Annotated in this window: 25 protein-coding genes; 8 read left to right on the forward strand and 17 right to left on the reverse strand. The window is 70.8% G+C overall.

Annotated features, from left to right (window positions below; all coding sequences use genetic code 11):
* The first annotated feature begins 441 nt into the window (after window positions 1-441).
* A complete protein-coding gene (locus AB0N81_RS11120) occupies window positions 442-2,082 on the forward strand; it encodes an alpha/beta hydrolase (RefSeq protein ID WP_365357817.1) in 1,641 nt (546 codons plus the stop codon).
* A gap of 76 nt (window positions 2,083-2,158) precedes the next feature.
* Here the strand turns inward: AB0N81_RS11120 and AB0N81_RS11125 are convergent, their stop codons facing one another.
* A complete protein-coding gene (locus tag AB0N81_RS11125) occupies window positions 2,159-3,208 on the reverse strand; it encodes an NAD-dependent epimerase/dehydratase family protein (RefSeq protein ID WP_365357505.1) in 1,050 nt (349 codons plus the stop codon).
* Between the two features lie 210 nt (window positions 3,209-3,418).
* A complete protein-coding gene (locus tag AB0N81_RS11130; RefSeq protein WP_365357506.1) occupies window positions 3,419-4,162 on the reverse strand; it encodes a lysophospholipid acyltransferase family protein in 744 nt (247 codons plus the stop codon).
* A gap of 273 nt (window positions 4,163-4,435) precedes the next feature.
* Between AB0N81_RS11130 and AB0N81_RS11135 the strand changes: the two genes are divergently transcribed.
* Complete coding sequence (locus AB0N81_RS11135; protein ID WP_365357507.1) at window positions 4,436-4,825, forward strand: SSI family serine proteinase inhibitor; 390 nt, start codon at window positions 4,436-4,438, stop codon at window positions 4,823-4,825.
* A 143-nt stretch (window positions 4,826-4,968) separates the two neighbouring features.
* Here AB0N81_RS11135 and AB0N81_RS11140 read toward each other — a convergent pair whose 3' ends face one another.
* The 5 genes from AB0N81_RS11140 to AB0N81_RS11160 form a co-directional block, all read right to left on the reverse strand.
* Complete coding sequence (locus AB0N81_RS11140) at window positions 4,969-5,127, reverse strand: hypothetical protein (protein WP_362990474.1); 159 nt, start codon at window positions 5,125-5,127, stop codon at window positions 4,969-4,971.
* A gap of 87 nt (window positions 5,128-5,214) precedes the next feature.
* Window positions 5,215-6,165 (reverse strand): cytochrome c oxidase assembly protein, encoded by a 951-nt coding sequence (locus tag AB0N81_RS11145; protein WP_365357508.1) that lies wholly within the window; start codon window positions 6,163-6,165, stop codon window positions 5,215-5,217.
* Between the two features lie 108 nt (window positions 6,166-6,273).
* Entirely contained in the window at window positions 6,274-7,299 is a 1,026-nt protein-coding gene (locus tag AB0N81_RS11150) for a 6-phosphofructokinase (protein WP_365357509.1), read from the reverse strand.
* A gap of 180 nt (window positions 7,300-7,479) precedes the next feature.
* The gene (locus AB0N81_RS11155; protein WP_365357510.1) at window positions 7,480-8,208 is read right to left on the reverse strand and encodes a glutamine amidotransferase; all 729 of its coding nucleotides are present in this window, start codon (window positions 8,206-8,208) and stop codon (window positions 7,480-7,482) included.
* Window positions 8,209-8,248: 40 nt separating this feature from the next.
* Entirely contained in the window at window positions 8,249-9,487 is a 1,239-nt protein-coding gene (locus AB0N81_RS11160) for a MurT ligase domain-containing protein (protein ID WP_365357511.1), read from the reverse strand.
* Window positions 9,488-9,639: 152 nt separating this feature from the next.
* On the opposite strand from AB0N81_RS11160, the gene def reads away from it, so the two are divergent.
* A complete protein-coding gene (gene def / locus AB0N81_RS11165; RefSeq protein ID WP_365357512.1) occupies window positions 9,640-10,179 on the forward strand; it encodes a peptide deformylase in 540 nt (179 codons plus the stop codon).
* Window positions 10,180-10,184: 5 nt separating this feature from the next.
* Here def and AB0N81_RS11170 read toward each other — a convergent pair whose 3' ends face one another.
* Window positions 10,185-10,835 carry a TetR family transcriptional regulator gene (locus tag AB0N81_RS11170; RefSeq protein WP_365357513.1) on the reverse strand — a complete coding sequence of 217 codons (651 nt, stop codon included), beginning with the start codon at window positions 10,833-10,835 and terminating at the stop codon, window positions 10,185-10,187.
* A 181-nt stretch (window positions 10,836-11,016) separates the two neighbouring features.
* Here AB0N81_RS11170 and AB0N81_RS11175 point away from each other — a divergent pair, with 181 nt between their 5' ends.
* Window positions 11,017-12,243, forward strand: coding sequence for an acyl-CoA dehydrogenase family protein (locus tag AB0N81_RS11175; protein ID WP_365357514.1), 1,227 nt, complete (start codon window positions 11,017-11,019; stop codon window positions 12,241-12,243).
* A gap of 54 nt (window positions 12,244-12,297) precedes the next feature.
* On the opposite strand, the gene AB0N81_RS11180 is transcribed toward AB0N81_RS11175, so the two are convergent.
* The 6 genes from AB0N81_RS11180 to AB0N81_RS11205 form a co-directional block, all read right to left on the reverse strand.
* Entirely contained in the window at window positions 12,298-13,173 is an 876-nt protein-coding gene (locus AB0N81_RS11180) for an alpha/beta hydrolase (protein WP_365357515.1), read from the reverse strand.
* A 154-nt stretch (window positions 13,174-13,327) separates the two neighbouring features.
* Entirely contained in the window at window positions 13,328-13,582 is a 255-nt protein-coding gene (locus AB0N81_RS11185) for a DUF5133 domain-containing protein (RefSeq protein ID WP_365357516.1), read from the reverse strand.
* A gap of 180 nt (window positions 13,583-13,762) precedes the next feature.
* Window positions 13,763-14,551, reverse strand: a complete 789-nt coding sequence (locus tag AB0N81_RS11190; RefSeq protein WP_365357517.1) for a GNAT family N-acetyltransferase — start codon at window positions 14,549-14,551, stop codon at window positions 13,763-13,765.
* Window positions 14,552-14,591: 40 nt separating this feature from the next.
* Window positions 14,592-15,641, reverse strand: a complete 1,050-nt coding sequence (locus AB0N81_RS11195; protein ID WP_365357518.1) for a PhlD — start codon at window positions 15,639-15,641, stop codon at window positions 14,592-14,594.
* 131 nt (window positions 15,642-15,772) lie between these two features.
* Window positions 15,773-16,594 (reverse strand): helix-turn-helix domain-containing protein, encoded by an 822-nt coding sequence (locus AB0N81_RS11200; protein ID WP_365357519.1) that lies wholly within the window; start codon window positions 16,592-16,594, stop codon window positions 15,773-15,775.
* Window positions 16,595-17,037: 443 nt separating this feature from the next.
* A complete protein-coding gene (locus AB0N81_RS11205) occupies window positions 17,038-17,925 on the reverse strand; it encodes a Gfo/Idh/MocA family oxidoreductase (protein ID WP_365357520.1) in 888 nt (295 codons plus the stop codon).
* Window positions 17,926-18,149: 224 nt separating this feature from the next.
* On the opposite strand from AB0N81_RS11205, the gene AB0N81_RS11210 reads away from it, so the two are divergent.
* A complete protein-coding gene (locus AB0N81_RS11210) occupies window positions 18,150-19,622 on the forward strand; it encodes an MFS transporter (RefSeq protein ID WP_365357521.1) in 1,473 nt (490 codons plus the stop codon).
* A 17-nt stretch (window positions 19,623-19,639) separates the two neighbouring features.
* Window positions 19,640-20,245: a TetR family transcriptional regulator gene (locus tag AB0N81_RS11215; RefSeq protein ID WP_365357818.1), complete on the forward strand. Its 606-nt coding sequence runs from the start codon at window positions 19,640-19,642 to the stop codon at window positions 20,243-20,245.
* Here AB0N81_RS11215 and AB0N81_RS11220 read toward each other — a convergent pair.
* A complete protein-coding gene (locus AB0N81_RS11220; RefSeq protein ID WP_365357522.1) occupies window positions 20,196-21,140 on the reverse strand; it encodes a DMT family transporter in 945 nt (314 codons plus the stop codon). The genes AB0N81_RS11215 and AB0N81_RS11220 overlap by 50 nt on opposite strands.
* Window positions 21,141-21,334: 194 nt before the next feature.
* Here AB0N81_RS11220 and AB0N81_RS11225 point away from each other — a divergent pair, with 194 nt between their 5' ends.
* The gene (locus AB0N81_RS11225) at window positions 21,335-21,898 is read left to right on the forward strand and encodes a helix-turn-helix domain-containing protein (protein WP_365357819.1); all 564 of its coding nucleotides are present in this window, start codon (window positions 21,335-21,337) and stop codon (window positions 21,896-21,898) included.
* A 238-nt stretch (window positions 21,899-22,136) separates the two neighbouring features.
* Window positions 22,137-23,978 carry an asparagine synthase (glutamine-hydrolyzing) gene (gene asnB, locus AB0N81_RS11230; RefSeq protein WP_365357523.1) on the forward strand — a complete coding sequence of 614 codons (1,842 nt, stop codon included), beginning with the start codon at window positions 22,137-22,139 and terminating at the stop codon, window positions 23,976-23,978.
* Window positions 23,979-23,981: 3 nt separating this feature from the next.
* Here the strand turns inward: asnB and AB0N81_RS11235 are convergent, their stop codons facing one another.
* Together AB0N81_RS11235 and AB0N81_RS11240 are read right to left on the reverse strand one after the other, a co-directional pair.
* On the reverse strand, window positions 23,982-24,275 hold the full coding sequence (locus tag AB0N81_RS11235; RefSeq protein ID WP_365357524.1) for a hypothetical protein: 294 nt from the start codon (window positions 24,273-24,275) through the stop codon (window positions 23,982-23,984).
* Between the two features lie 259 nt (window positions 24,276-24,534).
* Complete coding sequence (locus AB0N81_RS11240) at window positions 24,535-25,290, reverse strand: sulfite exporter TauE/SafE family protein (protein ID WP_365357525.1); 756 nt, start codon at window positions 25,288-25,290, stop codon at window positions 24,535-24,537.
* Window positions 25,291-25,300 lie beyond the last annotated feature (10 nt).

Consider the following 25,300-nt stretch of genomic DNA (forward strand, 5'->3'; position numbering starts at 1 on the left):
GGGAACCACAACTGCAACTGAGACGACAGTAGCACGCCAGGGCGGCCGGTGGGGGTGAAGTAATTCCGCTCTGCTCATTGCGCTAAAAACCCTCCTTGCCCGGATCGTTAAACCCTCACTTCGCGAACACAGACATTGGCTCGCCGAGGGGACGGAGTTTCAGGGAAGCGCCGGATACCTGTCACCGGGTTAACCGTTTTTCCCGCCGTGCCAGGCGGCGACACGACCACGCTGGTCGCAACCCTTCCCAGCACCCGGGCTCGCAGGTTCGTGCGTCAGTGGTCTTGCAGGTCATCGGGGCCCGGGCCTCCGGCATGCGCCGACCGCTCACCGGGTCGTACCAATCCGTTTATCGGATTGGTAAAGAACGCCCGTCCCACCTGTCCTCCGCAGCCCGACAGGCGCAAAGATCCCCCGTACTGATCGAACTTGATCGAATCGATGTGCGGGAGGCTTCACTTGAGAAGGACCTCAGGGACCAGACGGACGGCGGTGCTCGGATCCGCGGGTGCCCTCGTCGCGGCGACGCTGATAGCGGGCGCCGTCACCGCCCCGACGGCCAACGCCGACGTGAAGGGGACCGCGACCGCCACCGCGGCCGGCTCCGGCAAGGACCGTGAGGCCCGCGGCGCCGCCCTCGCCGCGCAGCGTGCCGCGAAGGCCGGCATCGACTGGCGGGACTGCCCCGCCGACTGGGGCCTGGAGAAGCCCATCCAGTGCGGCTGGGTCACCGTCCCGCTCGACTACGCCAAGCCGAACGGCAAGAAGATCAAGCTCGCCGTCGACCGCATCGGCAGCACGGGCAGCAAGGACGAGCGCCAGGGCGCCCTCGTCTACAACCCGGGCGGCCCCGGCGCCTCCGGCCTGCGCTTCCCGCGCCGCGTCGTCACCAAGAGCAAGCTCTGGGAGAAGACGGCCAAGGCGTACGACTTCGTGGGCTTCGAGCCGCGCGGCGTCGGCCACTCCGCACCCGTCTCCTGCGTCGACCCGCAGGAGTTCGTCAAGGCGCCCAAGCTCGACCCGGTCCCCGACAGCGAGGCCGACAAGCGCGCCCAGCGCAAGCTCGCCGCCGAGTACGCCGACGGCTGCCAGGAGCGCAGCGGCGACCTGCTCCCGCACATGACGACGCTCAACACCGCCCGCGACCTGGACGTCATCCGCGCCGCGCTCGGCGAGAAGAAGCTGAACTTCCTCGGCGTCTCCTACGGCACCTACCTCGGCGCGGTCTACAGCACCCTCTACCCGACGCACGTGCGCCGCATGGTCTTCGACTCCGTGGTCAACCCGCGTACGGACAAGATCTGGTACGAGGTCAACCTCGACCAGGACGTGGCCTTCGAAAAGCGTCTCATCGACTGGATGGAGTGGGTCGCGAAGAACGACGCCGCCTTCCACCTCGGCGACACCTACGACAAGGTCCGCGCCCAGTGGGACAAGCTGCGCGCCACCGCGAAGAAGGAGCCCCTCGACGGCGTCGTCGGCCCGGCGGAGCTGCACTCCTACTTCCAGAACGCGCCGTACTACGACTCGTACTGGGTCGAGATCGCCACGAACTGGAGCAAGTACGTCGCCGGCGACCCGAAGCCCCTCGTCGAGGCGGCGAGCCCCGACATGGCCGACACCGCGGGCAACATCGCCCAGGAGAACGGCAACGCGGTCTACACGGCCGTCGAGTGCGCCGACGCCAAGTGGCCCCGCAGCTGGAAGAAGTGGGACCGCGACAACACCCGCATCCACAAGACCAGCCCCTTCTTCACCTGGGGCAACGCCTGGATGAATCTGCCGTGCGCGACCTGGTCGAGCAAGCAGCAGCGGCCGCTCGAGATCCGCACCCACAAGGGCCTGCCGAAGACGCTGATCGTCCAGTCCACCCGTGACGCCGCCACGCCGTACCCCGGCGCCGTCGAACTGCACAAGCGTCTCAAGGGCTCCCGCCTGGTCACGGAGAAGGACGCCGGTTCGCACGGCATCACCAACATCGCGAACCCGTGCCTCAACGACCGTGTCGACAACTACCTGTTGACCGGCGAGCTGGACGCCTCCGACGTGACCTGCGGCCCGCACGCCACGCCGAAGCCGTAACGCGTACGACGCGGAGACGGACCGGACGGGCCGCCACCGGGACAACTCCCGGTGGCGGCCCGTCTGCCGGGTGGCCTCAGGACCGCCGGGACTCCAGCCACTCGTCCTCCGCCGCGTAGTCGAAGAGATCGACCGACGGGTCGTAGTTCTCGGCCATCTTCGGGAACGCCTCGCGCCAGTCGCGGCCGCCCAGCCGCTCGGTGAGCCAGTCGACGGTCTCCGTGACGGCGTCGGCGTACGTCGTCACCGCGCGGTAGCCCAGTTCCCGCTCCGCCGCGGACATGTCGTAGACCACCGGGTGCGGCGCGCTCCAGGGCGTGACGCCCACGTTCGCGGCGGGTGCCTCACCCGGCACCGTCACTGTCTCCGTCCTGCCCTCGACCCCCATCACGGCGTCGATCACCGCGCCGATCTCCGCGACCGCAAGAGCCTCGGGATCACCCGCGTTGAGCACCCGCGAGCCGGGCCGCCCCGCGGCGAGCCGTATCAGCTCCGCGATGTTGTGGACGCTCACCGGGTGGAAGCGGCTGAGCCCGCCGTGGGCGAGGACGCGCGTGCGCCGCCCGTCCAGGTTCCGCTTCACGAAGTACAGCTCGCGCGGCGTACGGCAGTACGGGCCGTAGATCGCCCCGGCCCGCAACAGCGTCACGGGCAGCGTCTCGCCCAGCGCCAGGAGTTCCCGCTCGATCTTGATCTTGCGAGTGCCGTACGTGGAGTCGCCGGGCTCGACCGTGGGCTGGCCCTCCGGGACGGGCACCGGGTACTCGGGGAAGCCGTCGGGCTGGTCCTGGGTGTCGAAGCTGCGGCCCCGCCCGTCCGCGTAGACCGCTCCGCTGGAGAGCACCACCGCGGACCCGATCCGGTCGGCGAGGCCGGCGTACTGCCGGGCGTGCGCCGCGGTGAACGCCACCATGTCGACCACGAGATCCACGCCGTCGCCCAGCGCGTCGGCGAGCGCCGCGTCGTCCTCCCGGTCGAGCCGCACCGCCCGTACGTCCCCGGGCCATCGTTCGTCGCGGTCCGCGCCCCGCGACGCCGCCGTCACCGCCCAGCCGTCCTCGGCGAGGGCCTTTGCCGCCACCCGCCCGATCTGTCCCGTCGCGCCGATCACCAATGCCTTCATCATGATCGGACCGTACGCGGGGGTGCACGGGCGCCGGGAGGGGATCTGCTTTCAGCAGACGCGCCGGGCGGGGAGCGGAGCAGACGGGGGAGCGGACCGAGCGGGAGCGGAGTAAACGGAGGAGCGGACCGAGCGGGAGCTGAGTAGACGGGGGAGCTGAGCAGACAGGGGAGCGGATTAAGCGGAGGAGTGGGGGAGTAGGGCAGCGAGAGCTCAGCTCAGGGGCATCTTCGGGAACTTCCGCCGCTCCTTGGCCCCCGCCGCGGCGCGCTCGGCCTCCGCCGCCTCCTCCGCCTTCACGACGGCCGCGTACTTGTCGACGTACTCCTGCCCGGAGAGCCCGAGAATCGCGTACATGATCTCGTCGGTGACGGCCCGCAGGACCGCCTTCTCGCCGTCCATGCCCACATAGCGGGAGAAGTCGAGGGGCTCGCCGAAGCGGATGGTCACCCGCTTGAGGTTCGGGACCTTCTGGCCGGGCGGCTGCGCCTCGAACGTGCCGATCATGGCGCAGGGAACGACCGGCACCTGAGCCTTCAGCGCCATCGCGGCGACGCCCACCTTGCCCTTGTACAGCCGGCCGTCGTGCGAGCGGGTGCCTTCCGGATAGATGCCGAGCAGCTCGCCCTTGCGGAGCACGCCGAGGCCCTCACGGATCGCCGCCTGGCCCGCCTCCTTCCCGGAGCGGTCCACCGGGATCTGCCCCGCGCTGCGGAAGAACGCGGCCGTCAGCCGGCCCCTGATGCCCGGCCCGGTGAAGTACTCGGCCTTCGCGAGGAACGTGATGCGGCGCTTGATGATGGCCGGCATCAGGAAGTGGTCGGAGAACGACAGGTGATTGCCCGCGACGATCGCCGCGCCGGTGTCCGGCACATGCTCCAGGCCCTCGATTCTGGGCCGGAACATCAGCCGGAGCAGCGGGCCGAGGATCACGTGCTTCAGCAGTAGGTAGAACATGGCGGCAGCCTTCCCCCTGGTCCCGGTGCCGACGCACAGTAGCCAAACGATGGCGCGGACGCGAGAGCCCGTTCGGGCCCTTACGTGCGGCCGGGCGGGGGAACGACCGGCGCGGCGGCTCGCCGGACGGCACGCGCGAAGGGTGCCCTGGCCTCGCCCCGGCGTCCCCGCCGCCGCGAGACCCGGCGTCCCCGACGCCGCAGAATCCGGCGTTCCCGACGCCACGGAACGTCACCGTCACCGTCATATCCGACGTGCACCCCGGAGGTCCCCATGCGCCCGTTCATCCTCGCCGCCGCCGCTCTGCTCTCCCTCGGCGCGATCGCGCCCGCCCAGGCCGCGGACACGACTCCCGCTCCGAAGCGCGGGCTCTTCCTCACCGTCACGGGCGCGGACAGCTCCTGGATCCGCGGGGTGATGCTGCACTGTGCCCCCGAGCCGGCGGGTCACCACCCGCAGGCGGCCAATGCCTGCGAGGCCATCGCTCGGGCGCGGGGCGACTTCAACAGGCTCCCCGACGACCCGCACGTGTGCACGAAGGAGTACGAGCCGGTCACGGCGAGGGTGACCGGGACGCACAAGGGCCGATCGGTCAGCTGGCGCAAGACGTACCCGAACGCGTGCACGCTGGACGCGGACACCGGGCACGTCTTCCGCTTCTGAGCTTCCCGCTGCCGAGCCTCCTGCTGTAGAGGCTCTCGCTGCCGAGCCTCCTGCTATAGAGGCTCTCGCTGCGGAGCCTCCCGCTTGTGAGGCTTTCGGTGCGGCTTGTGGGCCGTCCGGACAGCTGTCGCGCGGCACGGCGCTCATGTGGCGCGCGACAGCACCATCGCCAGCGTGATCAGGCCGAGCACCACCCAGCCGAACCACAACCAGCCGTTGCTTCCGAGTGCCGCTGTGTAGGCCGTCACCATGACCAGGCCTCCGATGGTGAACCCACCCATGGTCTTCGTGGAACCGGGCATCGCTCAGCCTCCTCCCGGCAGCCCGCGGCGCCGTAGCGCCCGAACCGCGGTCCGAAGACCATCGTGACCCGGGAAGACCCTCTGGCGCTAGCGTCCGCGAGCGGCCAGTGAGGCCAGATAGGCGTTGTACGCCTCCAGCTCCTTGTCACCGTCGCGGTCCGCGGCACGGTCCTTGCGCCGCGCCTCACGGTCCTCCGAGCGCCGCCACTGGAAGAGCAGGGCCACCAGAACCACCACGGACGGGATCTCGCTGAACGCCCAGGCGATGCCGCCGGCCGCCTCCTGGTCCTCGAGCGCGTCGATGCCGAGCGAGGCGGGCGGATGCATGTACGTGCCGATCATCGGCTGGGTCGCCATCATCAGGGCGATGCCGAAGAACGCGTGGAACGGCATGCCCGCGAACAGCTCCAGCATTCGCATGATGTAGCCCGGCCGGTGCGGCCCCGGGTCGACGCCCATGATGGGCCAGAAGAAGACCAGGCCGACGGCGAGGAAGTGCACCATCATCCCGATGTGGCCCGGCTTGGAGCCCATCAGCGTGTCGAAGAGCGGCGTGAAGTAGAGCGCGTACAGGCTCGCGATGAACAGCGGGATCGTGAACGCGGGGTGCGTGATGATCTTGATGTAGCGGCTGTGCAGCAGCCAGAGCAGCCACTCGCGCGGTCCCTTGCTGCCGCGGGAGGCGACCGGCAGGGCGCGCAGCGCCAGCGTGATCGGCGCGCCGAGCAGCAGCAGGATCGGCGACAGCATGCTGATCACCATGTGCTGCACCATGTGCACGCTGAACATGACCATGCCGTAGTCATTGAGCTTGGTGCACATGACGAGGAGCACGGTCAGGATGCCGATCACGAACGAGATCGTGCGGCCCACCGGCCACTTGTCACCGCGCCGCACGAGCCGTGCCACACCCCACCCGTACAGGGCGAGCGCCACCAGGCAGCCGATGAGGAAGAAGGGGTCGGCCGACAGTTCGAGGCCTCGCCCCAGCGTGAACGGCGGCAGATCCATGTTCATGCCGTGCCCGCTGTGATCCATCCAGTGGCTCCTGATTCGTGCGGATTGTGCGACGTGTGTCCGCACCAGAGTAGAACCGCCCCCGGCCGCTGACACGACCGGGGGCAAGTAGTACGCGGGGCAACCGGGCTAGAGCACGCACTCCGCTTCGGCGTACCGCTCCTCGGGCACCGTCTTCAGCGTCTCGACGGCCTCCGCGAGCGGCACCATCGTGATGTCCGTGCCGCGCAGCGCCGTCATGTTGCCGAACTCGCCGCGGTGCACGGCCTCCACGGCATGCCAGCCGAAGCGGGTCGCGAGGACGCGGTCGTACGCGGTGGGGGTGCCGCCGCGCTGCACGTGGCCGAGGATGACCGGACGGGCCTCCTTGCCGAGGCGCTGTTCCAGTTCGAGGGAGAGCTGCCGGGCGATGCCGGCGAACCGCTCGTGGCCGTAGACGTCCTTGTCGCCCACGTCGAACTCCATGGAGCCTTCGCGGGGCTTGGCGCCCTCGGCGGCCACGACGATCGCGAACTTCTTCCCCGCGGAGAAGCGTTCGCCGACCTTCTGGGCCAGTTCCTCGATGTCGAAGGGGCGCTCCGGGACGACGATCGCGTGCGCGCCCGCCGCCATGCCCGAGTGCAGGGCGATCCAGCCGGTGTGCCGCCCCATCACCTCGACGATGAGCACGCGCTGGTGCGACTCCGCGGTGGTCTTGAGGCGGTCGAGGGCCTCGGTCGCGACGCCGACGGCCGTGTCGAAGCCGAAGGTGACGTCCGTGACCGCGATGTCGTTGTCGATGGTCTTGGGCACACCGACGATGGGCAGGCCCGCGTCGGAGAGGAGCCGGGCCGCCTTGAGCGTGCCCTCGCCGCCGATCGGGATGATCGCGTCGAGGCCGAGCTCGGCGACGTGGCCCTTGGCGCGCTCCACGCCGTCCCGCAGGTGGGCGGGCTGCACGCGCGAGGAGCCGAGAATCGTTCCGCCGCGGGCGAGGATGCCGCCCACCGCGTCGAGGTCCAGCTTGCGGTAGTCGCATTCCAGGAGGCCTTTCCAGCCGTCGTGGAAGCCGATGACCTCGTCGCCGTGGTCCACCACCGCGCGGTGCACGACGGAGCGGATGACGGCGTTCAGGCCGGGGCAGTCGCCGCCGGAGGTCAGGACACCAATGCGCATTGCCCGGAATACCTTTGCAACGTGGGTCGATGACCGGACCACGTCGTCCGGCTGGATCCCCGCCACCCTATAGGCGCCGGGGGGCGGGGCCGCACCTTGCGTCCGAAGGCTGGACGGCCCCGCTCACATGTGCGTGCGGGGCGTCAAGCGGGCTCTCGTGCCGGGGTGTTCCGCCAGGTGTTACGCGGGCTGCTGCGCGGCGTTGATGCGCTCGGAGCGCAGCGCCTCGTACCAGCGGTCGTCCGTCGGCGGCAGCGCGTTCACATCGAGGGCCAACTTGAGCAGCAGGTCCGCGATGAGCGGGTTGCGGGCGAGGACCGGGCCGTGCATGTACGTACCGAAGACCGTCCCGTTGTACGCGCCCTCGGTCCCGTCGCCCGTGCCGTTGCCGCGGCCGAGCGTCACGCGGGCGAAGGGCCGCGCGGCCGGGCCGATGTGCGTGATGCCCTGGTGGTTCTCGAAGCCGGTCAGCGGGGGCAGTCCCAGCTGCGGGTCGATGTCGCCGAGGACGTCGCCGACGCACCGGTCGCCCTCACCGCGGGTGGAGACCACGTCGAGCAGACCGAGGCCCGGCTCGCGCTGGCCGAGGTCGTTGATGAACTCGTTGCCGAGGATCTGGTACCCGGCGCAGACCGAGAAGACGATCGCGCCGTTGCCCACCGCCCGCTGCAGGCCGCCGTCGCGGCGCAGCCGCTCGGCGGCGAGGCGCTGCGGGCGGTCCTCGCCGCCACCGATCAGGTAGATGTCGCCGGAGGTGGGCACCGGCTGGTCGCTGCGTACGTCGTAGCGCTCGACCTGGAGGCCGCGCTGGTGGGCGCGGCGCTCCACGACCAGGGCGTTGCCCTGGTCTCCGTACGTGCTCAGCAGGTCGGGGTAGACCCACACCAGCCGCAGGCTGTTGTCGCTCATGCTCATTTGTCCCTACGAAGATCTAGAGGGGCCGGGCGGGTCAGTTGCCGACGCGGCGGCGCAGGTCCTGGAACGCGGTGTAGTTCGCGATCGTCTCGATGCGTCCCGGCGGGGCGAGCTGCACCGCCTCGTCGACGCTCTCGCAGACGCGGAAGTCCAGGTTCGCGACCTCCAGGCGGACGGCCAGGTCCAGCTTGCGGTCGCCGAGCACGAAGATCGGGTGACCGGCGAGGCGGGTGTAGTCGACGTCCCAGAGCCAGGAGGTGTCCGTGCCGTCCGCGCCGCGCGCGTTCACCGAGAGGATCACCGGGGTCGGCGGCGGGTCGATCAGCGAAAACGTTTCGAGCCAGCCCGCCGGGTTCTTCGCGAGGAGCAGCCGCAGGTCGCGGCCCTGGAACTGCACGACGTCGTAACGTCCGGCGACGGCCTGCACCTGATACATCCGCTCCAGGGCGACCTGGGGCGGCACTCCGAAGACGGCGGCGACGGCTGCCGAGGTGGCGGCGTTCGCCTTGTTCGCGCGGCCGGGCAGCTGGAGGTGGATCGGCCAGGCCGAGCCGTGCGGGTCCAGGACGTGGTCGCCGGAGAGCACCCAGCTGGGCGCCGGGCGGCGGAAGCCGCACTCGCCGCAGAACCAGTCGTCCCCGGGGCGCTGCATGACGCCACCGCAGGACGGGCACGACCAGGCGTCGTCCTTCCACTCCTGGCCCGCGGCCACCCACACCACGTTCGGCGAGGAGGAGGCCGCCCAGACGACCAGCGGGTCGTCGGCGTTGGCGATGACGACGGCCTTGGAACCGGCCAGGCCCTCGCGCCACCTCTCGGCGAGCATGCGGGTCTCCGCGGCGCGGTCCAGCTGGTCGCGCGAGAGATTGAGCAGGGCGATCGCCTTCGGGTCGACGTCACGGGCGACGCCCGCGAGGTACTTCTCGTCGACCTCGATCACACCGAACCTGGCGTCGGAGCCGCCGGCGAGCGCCGAGGTGATTCCGGCGGGCATGTTCGCGCCGAGCGCGTTCGAGACGACCGGGCCGCTGGCCCGCAGCGCCTCGGCGATCAGACGCGTGGTGGTCGTCTTGCCGTTGGTGGCCGACACGAGGACCACGTCCAGGTGCGTGGCGAGCCGTCCGAGCAGCTCGGGGTCGAGCCTGAGCGCGACCTTGCCGCCGATCACCGATCCGCTGCCGCGGCCGGCAGCCCGCGACACCGCCGCGGCCGCCTTGCCCGCCGTCACGGCCAGCTTGGCCCGCGGCGACAGCGGGTCCGTGTTGCCTGACATCTGTCGAGATCCTCCTTGCGTACGGCGCCGCGCCTGCCCCCGGCATCGTTTCGCTGCTCAGCCTATCGAGATCCATCTGCAAGCCCGAATCACGGCACCACCTCGGCACCTCGGCGGTGCCGCTCCATGCCTAGGACCGTACTCTTGCCGCCATGCGACACGGCACGATCCCGGGCGCCTCGGGGCGCGTACGACCTCTGACCCTGCTCGGTGACCCCGTGCTGCACACGGCCTGCGAGGAGGTCACCGACTTCGGCCCCGAACTGGCGCGCCTCGTCGAGGACATGTTCGCGACGATGTACGCCGCGCGCGGCGTGGGACTCGCCGCGAACCAGATCGGCGTGGGCCGGCGGGTGTTCGTCTACGACTGTCCCGACGACGAGGACGTCCGTCACCTCGGGCACGTGGTCAATCCGAGGCTCGTCGAGGTGGACGGGGTGACGGTGCGCGGGCCGGAGGGCTGTCTTTCGCTGCCGGGGCTCGAAGCGGGCACGCCGCGCTTCGACCACGCCGTGGTCGAGGGCGTCGATGTGCGGGGGGAGCCCGTGCGGGTGCACGGGACGGGCTGGTTCGCGCGCTGTCTCCAGCACGAGTGCGACCACTTGGACGGCGGTGTCTACACCGACCGGGTCACGGGCTGGCGGCGCCGCAGGGTGCTGCGGGCCGCCGCCAGGGCCTCTTGGAACTCCTGAGGGTCTCAGAACCCGGGACCGCCGACGCGGTTGCCCGCCGCCGCGAGCCGCCCCCAGAGCAGGTCGGCGAGGCTGCGCACCAACTGGGCGCGGGAGCACGGCCGTTCGCCGAGCCACCAGTCGCCGGCCGCGTGCATCATGCCGACGATGCCGTGCCCCCACACCCGGGCGAGCTGGGCGCTCTCCGGGCCGAGGTCGACACGCTCCTCGATGACCTCGGCGAGCTCCTCGCCGAGGCGGCGCAGCAGCGGGGCCGAGTGCAGGCCGACGTCGAAGCCCGGCTCGCCGGGGGAGGGGGCCTCCGACGGATGCATGAGGAAGCGGTAGACCTGGGGGCGTGCCTCGATCGCCGAGAGGTAGGTGTCGAGCGTCGCCTCGACCCGCTCCCTGCGCTCGGCGGGCGCGTCGAGCGCGGCGCGCAGGGCTTCGAGGAGTGCGTCGGTGTGCCGCTTGGCGAGCGCGGCGTAGAGGCCGCCCTTGTCGCCGAAGTGGCGGTAGAGGATCGGCTTGGTGATCCCCGCCTCGGCGGCGATGGCGTTCATCGAGGCGCCGGGGCCGTCGCGGAGCACGACCCGGTCCGCGGCCTCGAGCAGCTCTCGCCGTCGCCGCTGATGATCCGCGGACCGTTGCTGTTCGGTCCGCTGCGTGGTCTCCATCGTTTCTCCCCGCCCATGCTGAATCGGTGACGCACGCGCAACGTAACACCCGGCGGCCGGGGCCCACCGAACCGGCCGCCGGGAGTTGACATGGACTACTGGCCGGTAACAGACTGCGGTTACCGCAAGTAACATCGCGGTTGTTCGCACGCCGCAGCTGATCGCAGGTCCTGGAGGGGTCATGGCCGAGTTCACCATGGAGCTCAACGACGAACAGAAGGAAGTCCGGGACTGGCTCCACGGCTTCGCCGCCGACGTGATCCGCCCCGCGGCCGCCGAGTGGGACGAGCGCGAAGAGACCCCGTGGCCCATCATCCAGGAAGCGGCGAAGATAGGGATCTACTCGCTCGATTTCTATGCCCAGCAGTTCTTCGACCCCTCGGGCCTCGGCATCCCGATGTCGACCGAGGAGATCTTCTGGGGCGACGCCGGCATCGGCCTGTCCATCATGGGCACGGGTCTCGCCGCCGTCGGCGTGCTGGCCAACGGCACCGAGGAGCAGATCGGCACCTGGATCCCGCAGATGTACGGCGACGTGAACGACGTCAAGGTCGCCGCCTTCTGCTCCTCCGAACCGGACGCCGGCTCCGACGTGGCGGCCATGCGGACCCGCGCGGTCTACGACGAGGCCAAGGACGAGTGGGTCCTCAACGGCACGAAGACCTGGGCGACCAACGGCGGCATCGCCAACGTCCACGTCGTCGTCGCGGTCGTCGACCCCGAACTCGGCTCGAAGGGCCACGCCTCCTTCATCGTCCCGCCGAACACCCCCGGCCTCTCCCAGGGCCAGAAGTTCAAGAAGCACGGCATCCGCGCCTCGCACACCGCCGAGGTCGTCCTGGAGGACGTCCGCGTCCCCGGCCACTGCCTCCTCGGCGGCAAGGACAAGCTGGACGAGCGCATGGCCCGCGCCCGGGAGCGCGCCAAGTCCGGCGGCGAGCGCGTCAAGAACGCGGCGATGGCCACGTTCGAGGCGTCCCGTCCGGCGGTCGGCGCGATGGCGGTGGGCACGGCGCGTGCCGCGTACGAGGAGGCCCTGGAGTACGCCAAGACGCGCACCCAGTTCGGCCGCCCGATCATCGACAACCAGGGCATCGCCTTCCAGCTCGCCGACATGCGCACCCAGATCGACGCGGCCCGCCTCCTCGTGTGGCGCGCCTCCTGGATGGCCACCACGGGCAAGAAGTTCGAGTCGGCCGAGGGCTCCATGTCGAAGCTGTACGCGAGCGAGGTCGCCAAGAAGGTCACCGCGCAGGCCGTGCAGATCCTCGGCGGCAACGGCTTCACCCGCGAGTACCCGGTGGAGCGCATGCACCGCGACGCCGCGATCTACACGATCTTCGAGGGCACGAGCGAGATCCAGCGCCTCGTCATCGCGCGCACGCTGTCGGGGATGCCGATCCGCTAGCGCGATGCGGCAGCAGGCGGCGCTTGCAGGCGGCGCTTGGACAAACGACAGTCGCTACTCGAGGTCCGAGTCCTGCTGAAGGAAGTCGGTAAGTGCAGAGGCCAGGGCTTCGGGCGCCTGTTCGGCGACATGATGCCCGGCCTCGATGCCGTGGCCGCGGACGTTGTCGGCCCACCGGCGCCAGACCACGCGGGGATCACCGTAGAGATCCTCCAAGTCGTCCTGGAGAGACCAGAGGACCAGCGTCGGGCAGCCGATGCGCGCACCGGCGGCCCGATCCGCTTCCTCATGCTGTCGGTCGACGGTGAGGCCGGCGCGATAGTCCTCGAGCATCGCCCGCACCACGTCGGGGTCGCGGGTGGCCTGCCGCCACTCGTCATAGTTCTCCTGTCCCATCACCTCTGGGTCACCGCGGTACCAACGGTCGGGATCGGCGTTGATGACTCGCTCGGGGATGCCCGGCTGCGCGAAGAAGAACCAGTGCCACCACTGAGTGGCGAACTCGGCGGTGATCCGGGACAAATGTTCCGTCAACGGCAGGCAGTCCGCGAAGGCCACCTTGGAGACGGTCTCGGGGTGGTCGAGGGTGAGGCGCAGCGCCACGCTCCCTCCGCGGTCGTGCCCGACGAGCGCGAACCGGCGATGCCCGAGGTGGCGCATCACGGCCACCACGTCCCCGGCAACCGCACGCTTGGAATAGCCCGCGTGATCCGCCGTGAAGCGCGGTCCCCTGGAGCGCCCGTAGCCCCGCAGGTCCGGGCAGACCACCGTGTGGCCGGCGCGGACAAGCAGCGGAGCGACCCGGTGCCATGTCGCCGACGTGCGGGGATGCCCGTGCAGCAGGACCACGGGCGGGCCGTTCCCACCGAAGCGGACGAAGGTGCGGGCCTCACCGACATCGATCTGCGCTGTCTCGAACCCCTCGAACACTCGGCCTCCCCGGTCTCGGCTCACCTACCGCGTCCTGCCGTCGGCGCGGTACCGGTTCCCTCTTGCCCCGGCTGACAACAGCCATGTCCCATCGGGGTCTCCACCGCCACCCGCGATGATTGCCCTGACTCCGTCGGCCGGTGAGGCGGTGGCCTCAGGCGGCGACGGTCGTGTCCGCGGTCAGGGACGTCCGGCGGGTCGCCCGGGCCCCCTTCGCCGCCGCCAGGACCTCGTCAGCGGCCGCGATCGCACGGGTGATCGAGCGGGTCCCGGTCACGGTACACAGCGTGCGGGTCACGTCCGCCAGCTCACGCTGCCACGCCGGCCCGGGCTTCTCCGCCAGCGCGATGCGTGCGTTCGCGTAACGGGCGAGCAGAGTCCTCACTTGGCGCGGCTCAGGCTTCGACACGACCACACGTCCCTTCCAGACGTCCCTTCCAGTTTCTCGAGCGGCGTTCGTATTCCCCGGCAACACGCTTTCATTCGGGTCCAGGGCAGCCGGGGACGCTTGTGACGGCGCTGCGCCTCGGCAGGTGTTGGTGATCGCCCGCGATCGGCTGGGCGACGCTGCGTATGGCTGTACGTACACCTATGGCTGGTACACGTACGGCGTCGTCGTGCAGAGCGTGGCGAAACCGAGGCGGTCCAGGATCGGGCGGCTGTCGTCGGAGGCGTCGACCTGCAGGTACCGGTAGCCGCGCTCGACGGCGATCCGGGCGCGGTAGTCCACCGTCGCGCGGTAGATGCCCTTGCCACGCCACTGCGGGTCCGTGCCGCCGCCCCAGAGCCCGGCGAAGTCGGTGCCCGGACAGAACTCCATGCGCGCACCGCACACCGGCCGGTCGCCGGCCATGGCGACGACCGCGACGATGTCGTCGGGCGCGTCGGTGAGCTGGTCGAGCACGCGCCGGGCGAGGTGCTCACTGAGTGCCGCGTCGCCCTCGCCGAAGGCCGCGAGGTGGGCTTCGGACATGAGCCGCACGCCCGTCTTGTCCGTCACCGGGAGCAGCCGGACGCCGTCGGGCAGCTCGGGGCCGGCGGGCAGGGAGCCGGCCTCGGCGACCATCACGGTCTCCGTCGGTTCGGCCTCGAACCCGGCCGCGAGGAGACGCTCCGCGAGGTCGGCGGGGCGGTCGTAGGAGTGCAGCTTCCATTCGAACTCGCGCCCGGCGCCGGTGTAGTGGCGCACCTGCTCCGCTATCACCGCGTCCGCTGTCGGCTCGTCGATGTCGGCCCACAGGACGCCGTTCCAGTCGTGCGCCGAGCCGGTCACCCGGACGACGTCACGGCCCCGCTCCACCTGCGAACCCGCGCCCGCGCTCCGGGCGTCGTGCCGCATCTGCCGGTCGTACGCGGCCAGTACCGCTGCGTGATCCATGGGGTCACCTCAGCAGGGAGGCGTGGTGGCGGCAAACGAATTACCGGCCCCGGTCCTGCCACCGGCAGCGCACGGCCGCCGTGGCGAAACCCGGGCCGAAGGCGATGGCCGCGCCGTGCGTGCCGTCGCCGGGCGGGTCGGCGTGGGTGCGTTCCAGGACGCGCAGGATGCTCACGCCGCCGAGGTTCCCCTCGTGGCGGAGGGTGTCCGTGGAGTGCCGCGCGGCGTGCTCGTCCAGGTGCAGGGCATCGGCCGTGTCGCCGATGATGCGGGGGCTGCCCGGGTGGATGACGGCGAAATCCAACTGCCGCGGCCCCAGCCACTCCAGGAGGCGGGGCAGCACGTCGGTGACGGCGGCCAGGACCTGCTTCGTGGAGTCGAAGTGGATGCCGTCCGTGGCGATCCGGCCGCGCTGCCGTTCGAGGCTGTCCGGCAGGACGTACTCGAAGGTGTCCTCGATGGCCAGGCCCGGCCCCAGCGGTGTGCCGGTGACGATCGTCGCGGCGGCCGCGTCCCCGAACAGGGCCTTGTAGATCATCGATTCGATGGTGGTGTCGCTGTGGTGGTAGATGCTGGACAGCACCTCGGAGGCCACCACGAGGACCTTGCTGTCCGGCCGAGCGGCGACGAGGTCGGCGGCGCGGGTGAGGGCCTGGGTGCCGCCGGGGCAGGCCACCGTGGTGAGTGCGACGCGACGCAGGTCGGGGCGGAGTCCGAGCCGCGAGACGAGATGGATGTCGAGGTTGGGGACGGCCCAGCTGGTGGTGTGCGTGGTGATGATCGCGTCGATGTCCCGGGCGGTGAGACCGGCGCTGTCCAGGGCCGTGGCCGCGGCCCGCTCCGCCATGTCGAGGGCGTCGGCGAAGGCTGTACGGATGCGCTCGTCGACGTCGGCCGTTCCGGAGACGGTGGGGGAGCCGAGGGGGCGCGTGAAGTAGCGGGTCTGTACACCGCTGTTGCCGATGACGCGGAGTATCGCGCGCAGGCGGGGGTGGTCGGAGTGGCGCGTACGCACGTCGTCGGCTATCTCGGCGGTGGTGACCTTGTGGTCGCCGACGACGGTGTGGGGTCTCAGTACGTGAGCAGTCACGAGGCGACTCCCCAGAGTCTGCGGAGCGGGTGGGGGTGTGGCCAAAGTACTGCACTGTGCTGGGAGTGCCCTGTTGAGCAGCGAGCCGCGAGCACTCGCGAAGGTGCGCCTCGCGCGAAGGGGCGGCCGCGTCAGTCCGAGCGGAGAATGGGTGCACGCGAGTGGATGCGCTGCGAGCCGCGGTGGAACACCAGGATCATCAGCCGGGAGCCGGGCGCCGTCAGGGGCTGCGCGGCGCACATGGTGACCCAGCCGGGGCCCTCCAGCGCGTGCAGCAGGGGGCGCTCGTCGCCGTCGGGATGCGGATGGGAGTTGCCCGCGGCGTAGAGATCGGCGGTCTCGGGGTCGGCGAGGACCTCCTTCTCCATCTGCCGCAGGATGTCGTCGTCCGGCCTGGTGGCGAGCGCGGCCCGCAGCTGCGGCAGCACCATGGGGGCCCAGGCGGTGTGCCAGTTCATCAATGTCTCGCGGCCGTGCGGGTCCAGGAGCATCCAGCGCAGGGTGTTGCCGGGGACCTTGCCGCTCGGGAACATGGCGGCGAACGCCGCGTTGTAGGCGAGCATCTCCCAGGACGCGTCCGTCACGTACGCCATGTGCCCGATTCCGTCGACCGCCTCCTGCCAGACACCGGGCACCTCCTTGCCGGAGGAGAGGTGGAGCGGGCCCGGCGGGTCCTGAAGCAGTGCGTAGCGGCAGAGGGACACCCATTCCTGCTCGTTGAGCCCGAAGAGGCGGGCCACGTCCCGGAGCAGCGAGGTCGGCGGATTGGGGTAATTGCCGGATTCAAGACGGTGATACGTCCCGAACGTGCGGTGGAGCAACTGATCGACCTGGTGCTGCGACAGGCCGGGCGCGCGCCGGCCCTGACCTGTCGGGCGGGCGAAGCCGTGCGATTCGGGGGCTATGAGGGCGCGTCGTTCGCGGAGCAGAGCGCGGAGCGCCGTCTTGTTCATGGTGGGTAATCCCTCTTGGTGCACGCCGAGTTGGAGCGTGATCAGTCTAAATATTCACATCGGCTTTGGTAGTAAACATTGCCCGAAGAAAACGATCAGTCGCTGGGGCATCATGGAGCGTGCGGGGTCACCGACCTGCGAGTTTGATCGTCGGATGGCGCTCGTGCGCAACAGCGGGGCATCTTGTCCGGGGAGCTTGAGAATGGCTGAAATTCCCCGGCATTGGGTACCCCCTAGGCCTACTGGGCCGATGCGGGAAGCGTGTGGGACAACTGTTCGTATTCTGACCTGAGTCTTCGGAGTGGTCGGAATCGGAGCAGCGCAGGACCGCACCGCTGTTCTTCCCGCGCTGGTTCCGTAGGACCACCGGCTGCGGTCGGTGCCGTCACTCGCCATTACGTAGCGGCCACGGTACCGACCGCCCGTGGTTGACCCCGGGCGTATCACGTGGCCGTGATCTGCTCCTCCACCTGCGCCAGAATCTCCGTGACCCGCAGCCCGAACCGGACATCGCACGGATGCGCCGTTCCGCTGCCCGCGGCCTCGACGAGTCCGTCGACCGCCGTCCGGAACGCCTCGCCGGGCTCCTCCCACGACGGCAGCACGACCGTGCCGCTCTCGCCGCGCAGCTCCACCGTCAGCCCCGCACACTTCGGCGGCGCCGTCAGACTCAGCGTCGCCGTACTGGACGCGCCGCCGGTGTGCCGCAGGATCAGATGGACCGTGTCCCCGGGGCCGGGCGCGGCGGTCACGTTGCTCACCTCGCCGAGCACGGGGATCAGCATCGACAGGGCGTGCGGGCCCACGTCCCACAGTCCGCCCCGGCTCGCACGCCACGGTGACGAGAACGGCGCGGTGCCGTCGGGAGCGTAGAACGAGCCGTACCAGTCGGCGCGGCCGGTGAACCAGCCGCCCGTGGTCATCTGCTCGGACAGCCACGCCGATGTGTCGGCGGCGAAGCGCAGCGTGAAGAAGACCACGGACGCCACCCCGGCGCGCTCGGCCGCCGAGGCGAGGTCCCGAGCCCCCTCCACGGTCGTGGCCACCGGCTTGTCGAGCAGCAGATGACAGCCCGCCGCCGCGGCCCGCGCCGCGAGGGGCGCCTGTACGTCGGGCGGTACGGCGAACGCCACGGCGTCACTGGCGGCGAACAGCTCGTCCACGTCCGCGTACGCCGTCGTCCTGTGCGCGGCGGCGAGCGGGGCCGCCGCCTCGGGCCTGCGGCCCCAGATGCCGACGAGGTCGACACCCGGGTGCCGGGCCAGCGCGGGGGCATGTGTGGAGGAGGCCCAGGGACCCGTGCCCACCAGGCCTATACGGAGTCGATTCATGGGCCGCAGTATGACCGAAGCCGCCCGACGGGAACCTCCCGCGGCAGCGGCCCCACGTCCGTCGCGGCCGGTTCACGGCCCTGACGCGGGCGCCCCGGACGTCTCACGAGGGAGAGCCGCGGAGTCTCCCCTTCCACCGGACCACCCGTCGACTTGCTGGCGGTGAATCGCCATTCACCCCTATGGTGAATTGGAATTCACCTCATGCGGACGGGGGAGACGTCATGGGGCCCGTTCCGCCGCCGGGTGACGCGAGGGGTCCGCGCGCCCGGCTGACCGTTCCCGTCCTGGCCTTCGGCGGCATCCTCATGGCTGTCACACAGACGGTCGTCGTGCCGCTGCTGCCCGATCTGCCCCGGCTGACCGGCAGCTCGGCCGGAACCGTGTCCTGGCTGGTCACCGCGACCCTGCTGTCCGGAGCGGTCCTCACCCCGGTCCTCGGCCGGGCCGGCGACATGTACGGCAAGCGCCGCGTCCTGCTGCTCGCCCTCGGACTGATGGCCGGGGGCTCCGTGCTCTGCGCGCTCACGTCCGACATCCGGGTGCTGATCGCGGCCCGTGCCCTGCAAGGCGCGTCCGCCGCGGTGGTGCCGCTGTCCATCAGCATCCTGCGCGACGAACTCCCGCCCCGGCGCACCGCGTCCGCGGTCGCCCTGATGAGCTCGACCGTCGGGATCGGGGCCGCGCTCGGTCTGCCGCTGGCCGCGCTCATCGTGCAGTACGCGGACTGGCACGCCATGTTCTGGGCCACGGCGGCCCTGAGCACGCTCGGACTCCTGCTCGCCCGGTGGGCCGTGCGGGAGTCGCCGGTGCGCTCGCCGGGGCGGTTCGACACCTGGGGCGCGCTCGGTCTCGCGGCAGGACTGGTCTGTCTGCTGCTCGCGGTGTCGCAGGGCGGCCAGTGGGGGTGGGGGAGCGGCCCGGTCCTCGGTCTGTTCGCGGGCGCCTGCGTCATCCTCCCCCTGTGGTGGCGCATGCAACTGCGGGCGAAGCAGCCACTGGTGGACCTGCGGCTGGCGTCCGGGCGGCGCGTGGCGCTGCCGCACGTGGCCGCGCTGCTCGCCGGATTCGCCTTCTACGCCAACTCGTTGGTCACCGCGCAACTGGTGCAGGCACCCCTCGCGAGCGGTTACGGCCTGGAGCTCTCGATCGTGGCGACCGGCCTGTGCCTGCTGCCCAACGGGGTGATCATGCTGGTCCTCTCGCCGGTGTCGGCCCGGGTCTCGACGGCACGCGGCCCCAGGGTGACCCTTGCCGTCGGCGCCGCGCTCATGGCGCTCGGCTACGTCGTACGCATCGTGGACAGCAGGGAATTGTGGGTGATCGTGGCGGGCGCCGCGGTCGTGGCGACCGGGACGACCTTCGCGTACTCGGCACTGCCCACGCTGATCCTGCGGGCGGTGCCGGTCGAGCAGACCGCGTCGGCGAACGGCGTGAACGTGCTGATGCGGACGGTCGGTCAGAGCCTCTCCAGCGCGGCCGTCGCCGCCGTGCTCGTCCGGCACACCTCACTGGTCGAGGGCGTCCAGGTCCCCACCCTCGGCGGCTACCGGCTCGCGTTCATCCTTGCGGGAACGGTCGCGCTCGTCGCCTGCGCGGCTGCCCTGGCCATACCCTCGGAACCGGCCCCGGAGGGTGCGCGCACGACAGCCGGGCGCGGCGGGCCCGCCCAGGAGACCGCCCTGGACGGAAGGTGACTATGGCGGTGAGGAACGTGACGACGACGGACGCGGCAGGCACGACGGCCTCGGACCCGGCCCCGCCGCCCGCGGGCCGCAGGGACGCCGAGGCGACCAAAGGGGCCATTGTCCGCGCCGCCCGCCATCTCCTCGCCCGGCACGCGCACGGGGACATCACCCTCAAGGCCGTCGCCGAACGCGCCGGTGTGAGCGCGCCGTTGATCCTCAAGTACTTCGGCAACAAGGACGCGCTGTTCTCCCGGGTCATGTCGTTCGACGCCGATGCCGAGGACTTCCTCGACGCACCCGTGGCCGACCTCGGCCGCCACATGGTCCGGCACCTGCTCACCGGGCAGGCGGAGCGGGGCGCCGACCCGATCCTGCGCATCGTCTTCGCCCCGCTCCACGGGGAGCAGGGCGACATACTGCGCGCCAACTTCCGTGCCCAGGTGGCCCAGCGGCTGAGCGAGCGGCTGCCGGGCCCGGACGCGGGCCTGCGGGCCGAGCTCGCCGTGGGCATGCTGCTCGGCCTGGGCGTGATGTACGGCATCGCCCGCGGCCCGCACCTGCGCGCCGCGGAGATCGCCGAGATCACCGACCGGTACGCGCCCGCGGTGCAGGCGTTCCTGACTCCGCGCTGACCGAGGCATTGGGTGCGGAGGCGGCGGGCCGGCCCGCGCCATGCCGCACGACGACCACTGCCGCGAGTCCGACGGCCAGACCCGTCGCCGTCTGCGGGCCGAAGGGCTCACCGAACATCACGGCACCCCACAGGGCGGTCACCGGCGCCATGAGGAACATCAGCGTGTTGACCTGGGTGACCCCGGAGCGCCGCAGGATCAGCCAGTACAGGCCGTACCCGCCGAAGGTGGAGAGCGCCACCAGCCATCCGATGGCCGTCCAGAACGATGCTTCGGCCGGCGGTGTCGCGGCTCCCGCCGCCAGCGCGAGTCCCGTGAAGATCACGGCACTGGTCACGCAGTGGACGGTCATCGACACCGAAGGGCCGATCGGACGGGACGTGCGCCGGTCCAGGAACGTCGCCGCCACCAGCGAGAACATGCCGAGGAACGGCACGAGATAGGCCCACCACGGGGCGTCGCCGCCGCCCGCGAAGTCGGCAGCGGTGACGATGACGACTCCGCTCACGCCGAGACCCAGCCCGATCCACTGCGTGCGGGAGACGTACTGGCCGAGCAGCGGCCCGGCGAGGGCGCCCGCGACCAGCGGCTGGGTCCCGTCGATCAGCGCGGTCGTACCGCTGGAGACGCCGAGCTGGATGGCGTAGTACACGGTGAGGAGATAGCCGCTCTGCGACAGCGCCCCGACGGCCGCCTGCCGCCCGATGTCACGTGCCGTCAGACCCCGCCACGAGGCCCGCGCCAGGAGCAGGGCGACGAGCCCGAGCACGACGGCCAGCGGCAGGAAGCGCCACATGAGAACCGTCACCGCGGACGCGCTGCCCGCGCCCAGCTTGGCGCCGATGAACCCGGAGCTCCAGGTCAGAACGAATGCGGCCGACAGCAGGATGTTCATGAATCCCTCCCTGTGGTCAGGCCCGGTTGAGTCAACCGATGAGCGAACGGATGAGTAGACCGATCTGTATACCTGTGGCCGAGTATACAGATCGGTCTACTATGGGTTCCATGAGCGACGACGTGTACGGAGGCGACGTGGACGGAACGGACGACGGAACGGACGACGGGGCGGCGCCGCCGCGGCGCATCGTCATGACGCCGGGTGCGCGCCGCGCGCTCGACGCCGCGGGGCGGCTCTTCTACGAGCGGGGCATCCACGCCGTCGGCGTGGACCTGATCGCCGCCGAGGCCCGGGTGACGAAGAAGACCCTCTATGACCGGTTCGGGTCCAAGGAGCAGATCGTCGTCGAGTACCTCGCCGACCGGGACGAGCGCTGGCGGGCGTTCCTCGCCCCGTACCTGGAGGCCGCGCCGTCGCCGCGCGCCCGGGTCCTCGCCGTCTTCGAGGCCTCGCGCGACTGGGCCGACGAGCACTCGGGCAAGGGGTGCAGCATGGTCAACGCGCACGCGGAGATCAGTGACCCCGCCCATCCCGCGTACCCGATCATCACCGGCCAGAAGGCCTGGATGCTCGCGCTCTTCACCGGTCTCGCCGAGGAGATCGCGCCGCGCGGGGCGGCGCGCCTGGGGCGGACGCTGATGCTGCTGCACGAGGGTGCGCTCGTGGCGCACGGCCTGCATGTGTTCCCTGCCGCTGTCGACCAGGCGCGCGAGGACGCGGCGGCGCTGTTGGGTGCCGCCGCGGAGGATCGTTGACAAGTCTTTGCCCATGGCCGGAATGTTTCGTTCCGCCGCGTGGGCCGCTCCCTGTGCGGCCGGGTCGGACGGGCGAGGCTGTCGCCAGCCCCGGCTCTGGCCTTGGCAAAGAGCGGCCGGAATCGTCGGGTTCGGCGCGGCGGCCGCGCCTCGGGCGCGTTGACCGTACGCAATCGAAGGCGCACGCTGCCGACATAGGTGCTAGTTACACCTAGTTCGGCGAGCGGAAGGAAAGCGCATGTGCGGCATCACCGGCTGGGTCTCCTTCGACCGTGATCTGGCGGCCGAGTCCACCACCCTGGACGCCATGACGGAGACGATGTCCTGCCGCGGTCCCGACGACCGCGGCACGTGGACCGGCGGACCCGCCGCGCTCGGGCACCGCCGGCTCGCGATCATCGACCTGCCCGGCGGCCGCCAGCCCATGACCGTCGGGACACCGCAGGGCACCGTCGCCCTGGTCTACTCCGGGGAGACGTACAACTTCACCGAGCTCCGCCGCGAGCTGGCGGGCCGCGGCCACCGGTTCACCACCGAGTCCGACACCGAGGTCGTGCTGCGCGGCTACCTCGAATGGGGCGAGGCCCTCGCCGAGCGGCTGAACGGCATGTACGCCTTCGCCATTTGGGACGCGCGCCACGACAAGCTCGTCATGATCCGGGACCGCATGGGCATCAAGCCCTTCTACTACTACGAGACGTCCGACGGCGTCCTGTTCGGCTCCGAGCCCAAGGCGATCCTCGCCAACCCGCTGGCCAGGCGCCGCGTCACCCTGGACGGCCTGCGAGAGGTGTTCACCGTCGTCAAGACGCCCGGCCACGCCGTGTGGGACGGCATGCGCGAGGTCGAGCCCGGCACCGTCGTGACGGTGGACCGCTCCGGTCTGCGCCGGCACGTCTACTGGTCCCTGGAGACGCGCCCGCACACCGACGGCCGCGACGCGTCCGTCGCCAAGGTGCGGGAGCTCCTCGACGACATCGTGCGCCGCCAGCTCGTCTCCGACGTGCCGCGCTGCACACTGCTCTCCGGCGGCCTCGACTCCTCGGCGATGACGGCGATCGCGGCACGGCAGCTCGCCGAGGCGGGCGAGACGGTACGCAGTTTCGCCGTGGACTTCGTCGGCCAGGCCGACAACTTCGTCGCCGACGAGCTGCGCTCCACGCCCGACACGCCCTTCGTGCACGACGTGGCGAAGTCGGCGGGCACCGAGCACCGCGACATCGTTCTGGACTCGAACGCCCTGGCCGACCCGGACGTGCGCGCCAAGATGATCCGCGCGCGGGACATACCGATGGGCTTCGGCGACATGGACGCCTCCCTCTACCTCCTCTTCCGCGCCATCCGCGAGCACTCCACGGTGGCGCTGTCCGGGGAGTCCGCGGACGAGGTCTTCGGTGGCTATCTGCAGTTCTTCGACGAGACGGCGCGGACGGCCGACACCTTCCCCTGGCTGGTGCGGTTCGCCGACCACTTCGGCGACGACGCCGGGGTCCTGCGCCCCGACCTGACCGCCGCGCTCGACCTCCCCGCGTACATCAAGGAGAGCTACGCGACGGCCGTCTCCGGCATCCGGCGCCTCGACGGCGAGAGCGACTTCGAGTTCCGGATGCGGAAGATCTGCCATCTGCACCTGACGCGATTCGTGCGCGTCCTGCTGGACCGCAAGGACCGCGCGAGCATGGCCGTCGGCCTGGAGGTGCGCGTCCCGTTCTGCGACCACCGTCTGGTCGAGTACGTGTACAACACGCCCTGGGCGCTGAAGTCCTTCGACGGCAGGGAGAAGAGCCTGCTGCGCGAGGCGACGGCCGATGTGCTGCCGCGCTCGGTCTACGACCGGGTGAAGAGCCCGTACCCCTCCACGCAGGACCCCAAGTACGGGGTCGCGCTCCAGGGGCACGTCAAGGACCTGCTCGCGCGGCCCGGGCACCCCGTCTTCGACCTGGTGGACCGGGAGCGGGCGGCGCGGGCCGCCGAGCGGGAGGCGCCGCAGATCACGCAGGCCTCGCGGCGGGATCTGGAGCGGACGCTCGACCTGGCGCTCTGGCTGGACCTCTACCAGCCGGAGATTGTCCTCACCTGAGTCTCACCGGTCCCGCTCCCGTCCCAGGCTCTTCGGCTCGGCGGAGGCGGCGAGGGTGTCGAGGAACCGCTTGAGCGCGGGCGTCCCGTCTCTGCCGAGGCCACGCTGGACCGGCGGAACGGTCGCTCCGCGCCGGGTGTCGGACGGCCGGCACGGGCCGGGCCGCTCCTCGGTCCGGACGGTCACGGCGCGGCGGATGAACTCGGCTAACGGCATCCCGAGGCGTTCCGCGTGAAGCAGGATCGCGGCGTACTCCTCGGGCGTGAACAAGACCTGCACAGGCTTGGCACCGTCCATGGACGCATGATGCCGCCCGGGCCCGGGTGACGCGGTGCGGTTGGCATATTCGCCCTCGAAGGCGTGAAAACAGGGGAAGCCACCGAAGAAATCGAAGACACCCAAGACACCCACATAAATGGAATGCGACCCCGACCGGACGGGGGAATCTCGGTCGGGGTCACATCATGTTCAACGATAAACCATGGGTCGAGGTTCCTGGACGCGGGGGGTCTGCCTGTGACCCGCGTTACGCCGGGGGGCGCCCTGAGGGCGGCCGCTACTGAACGATCATGATCACTGAAGCCGTCGTCCCCACCACGGCGATGAACGTGCGCATCGCCAGCGGCGGGAGCTTGCGGCCGAAGCGGGCGCCGACGAGGCCGCCTGCCGTCGAACCGGCGGCGATCAGCCCGGCCGCCGTCCAGTCGATGTCCGCGACGGCGATGAAGACGACGGCCGCGACACCGTTCACGAGGGAGGCGAGCACGTTCTTCGCGGCGTTCAGGCGCTGGAGGTCGTCGGGCAGGAACGTGCCGAACAGGGCCATGAGCAGCACCCCTTGGGCCGCGCCGAAGTATCCGCCGTAGACGCCCGTAACGAGGACTCCGCACCACATCGGCACGCCGCCGTCGGTCTTCCCGGTGCCCTGGCGGCTCTTGAGCCTGCGGGACAGCCACGGTTGCAGGAGCACCAGGAGGCACGCGGTGAGGATGAGTGCGGGGACCACCGCCTGGAAGGCGTCGGCGGGCAGGCGCAGGAGGAGCAGCGCGCCGACCAGGCCGCCGACGAGCGAGGCCGTGCCGAACCGCACAAGGCGTCTGAACTGCCCCTTCATCTCCCGGCGGTAGCCGTACGCGGCGCTCAGCGTGCCCGGCACCAGGCCGAGGTTGTTCGACACGTTGGCGGTCACCGGCGGAAGGCCGAAGGCCAGCAGCGTGGGAAAGGTGATGAGGGTGCCGGACCCGACCACCGCGTTGAGCCCGCCGGCCGCGACACCGGCGGCTCCGACGGCCACCATCTCAAGTGCTTCCACACGTCACCTT

The organism is Streptomyces sp. NPDC093510 (assembly GCF_040683555.1).
Classification (GTDB): Bacteria; Actinomycetota; Actinomycetes; order Streptomycetales; family Streptomycetaceae; genus Streptomyces.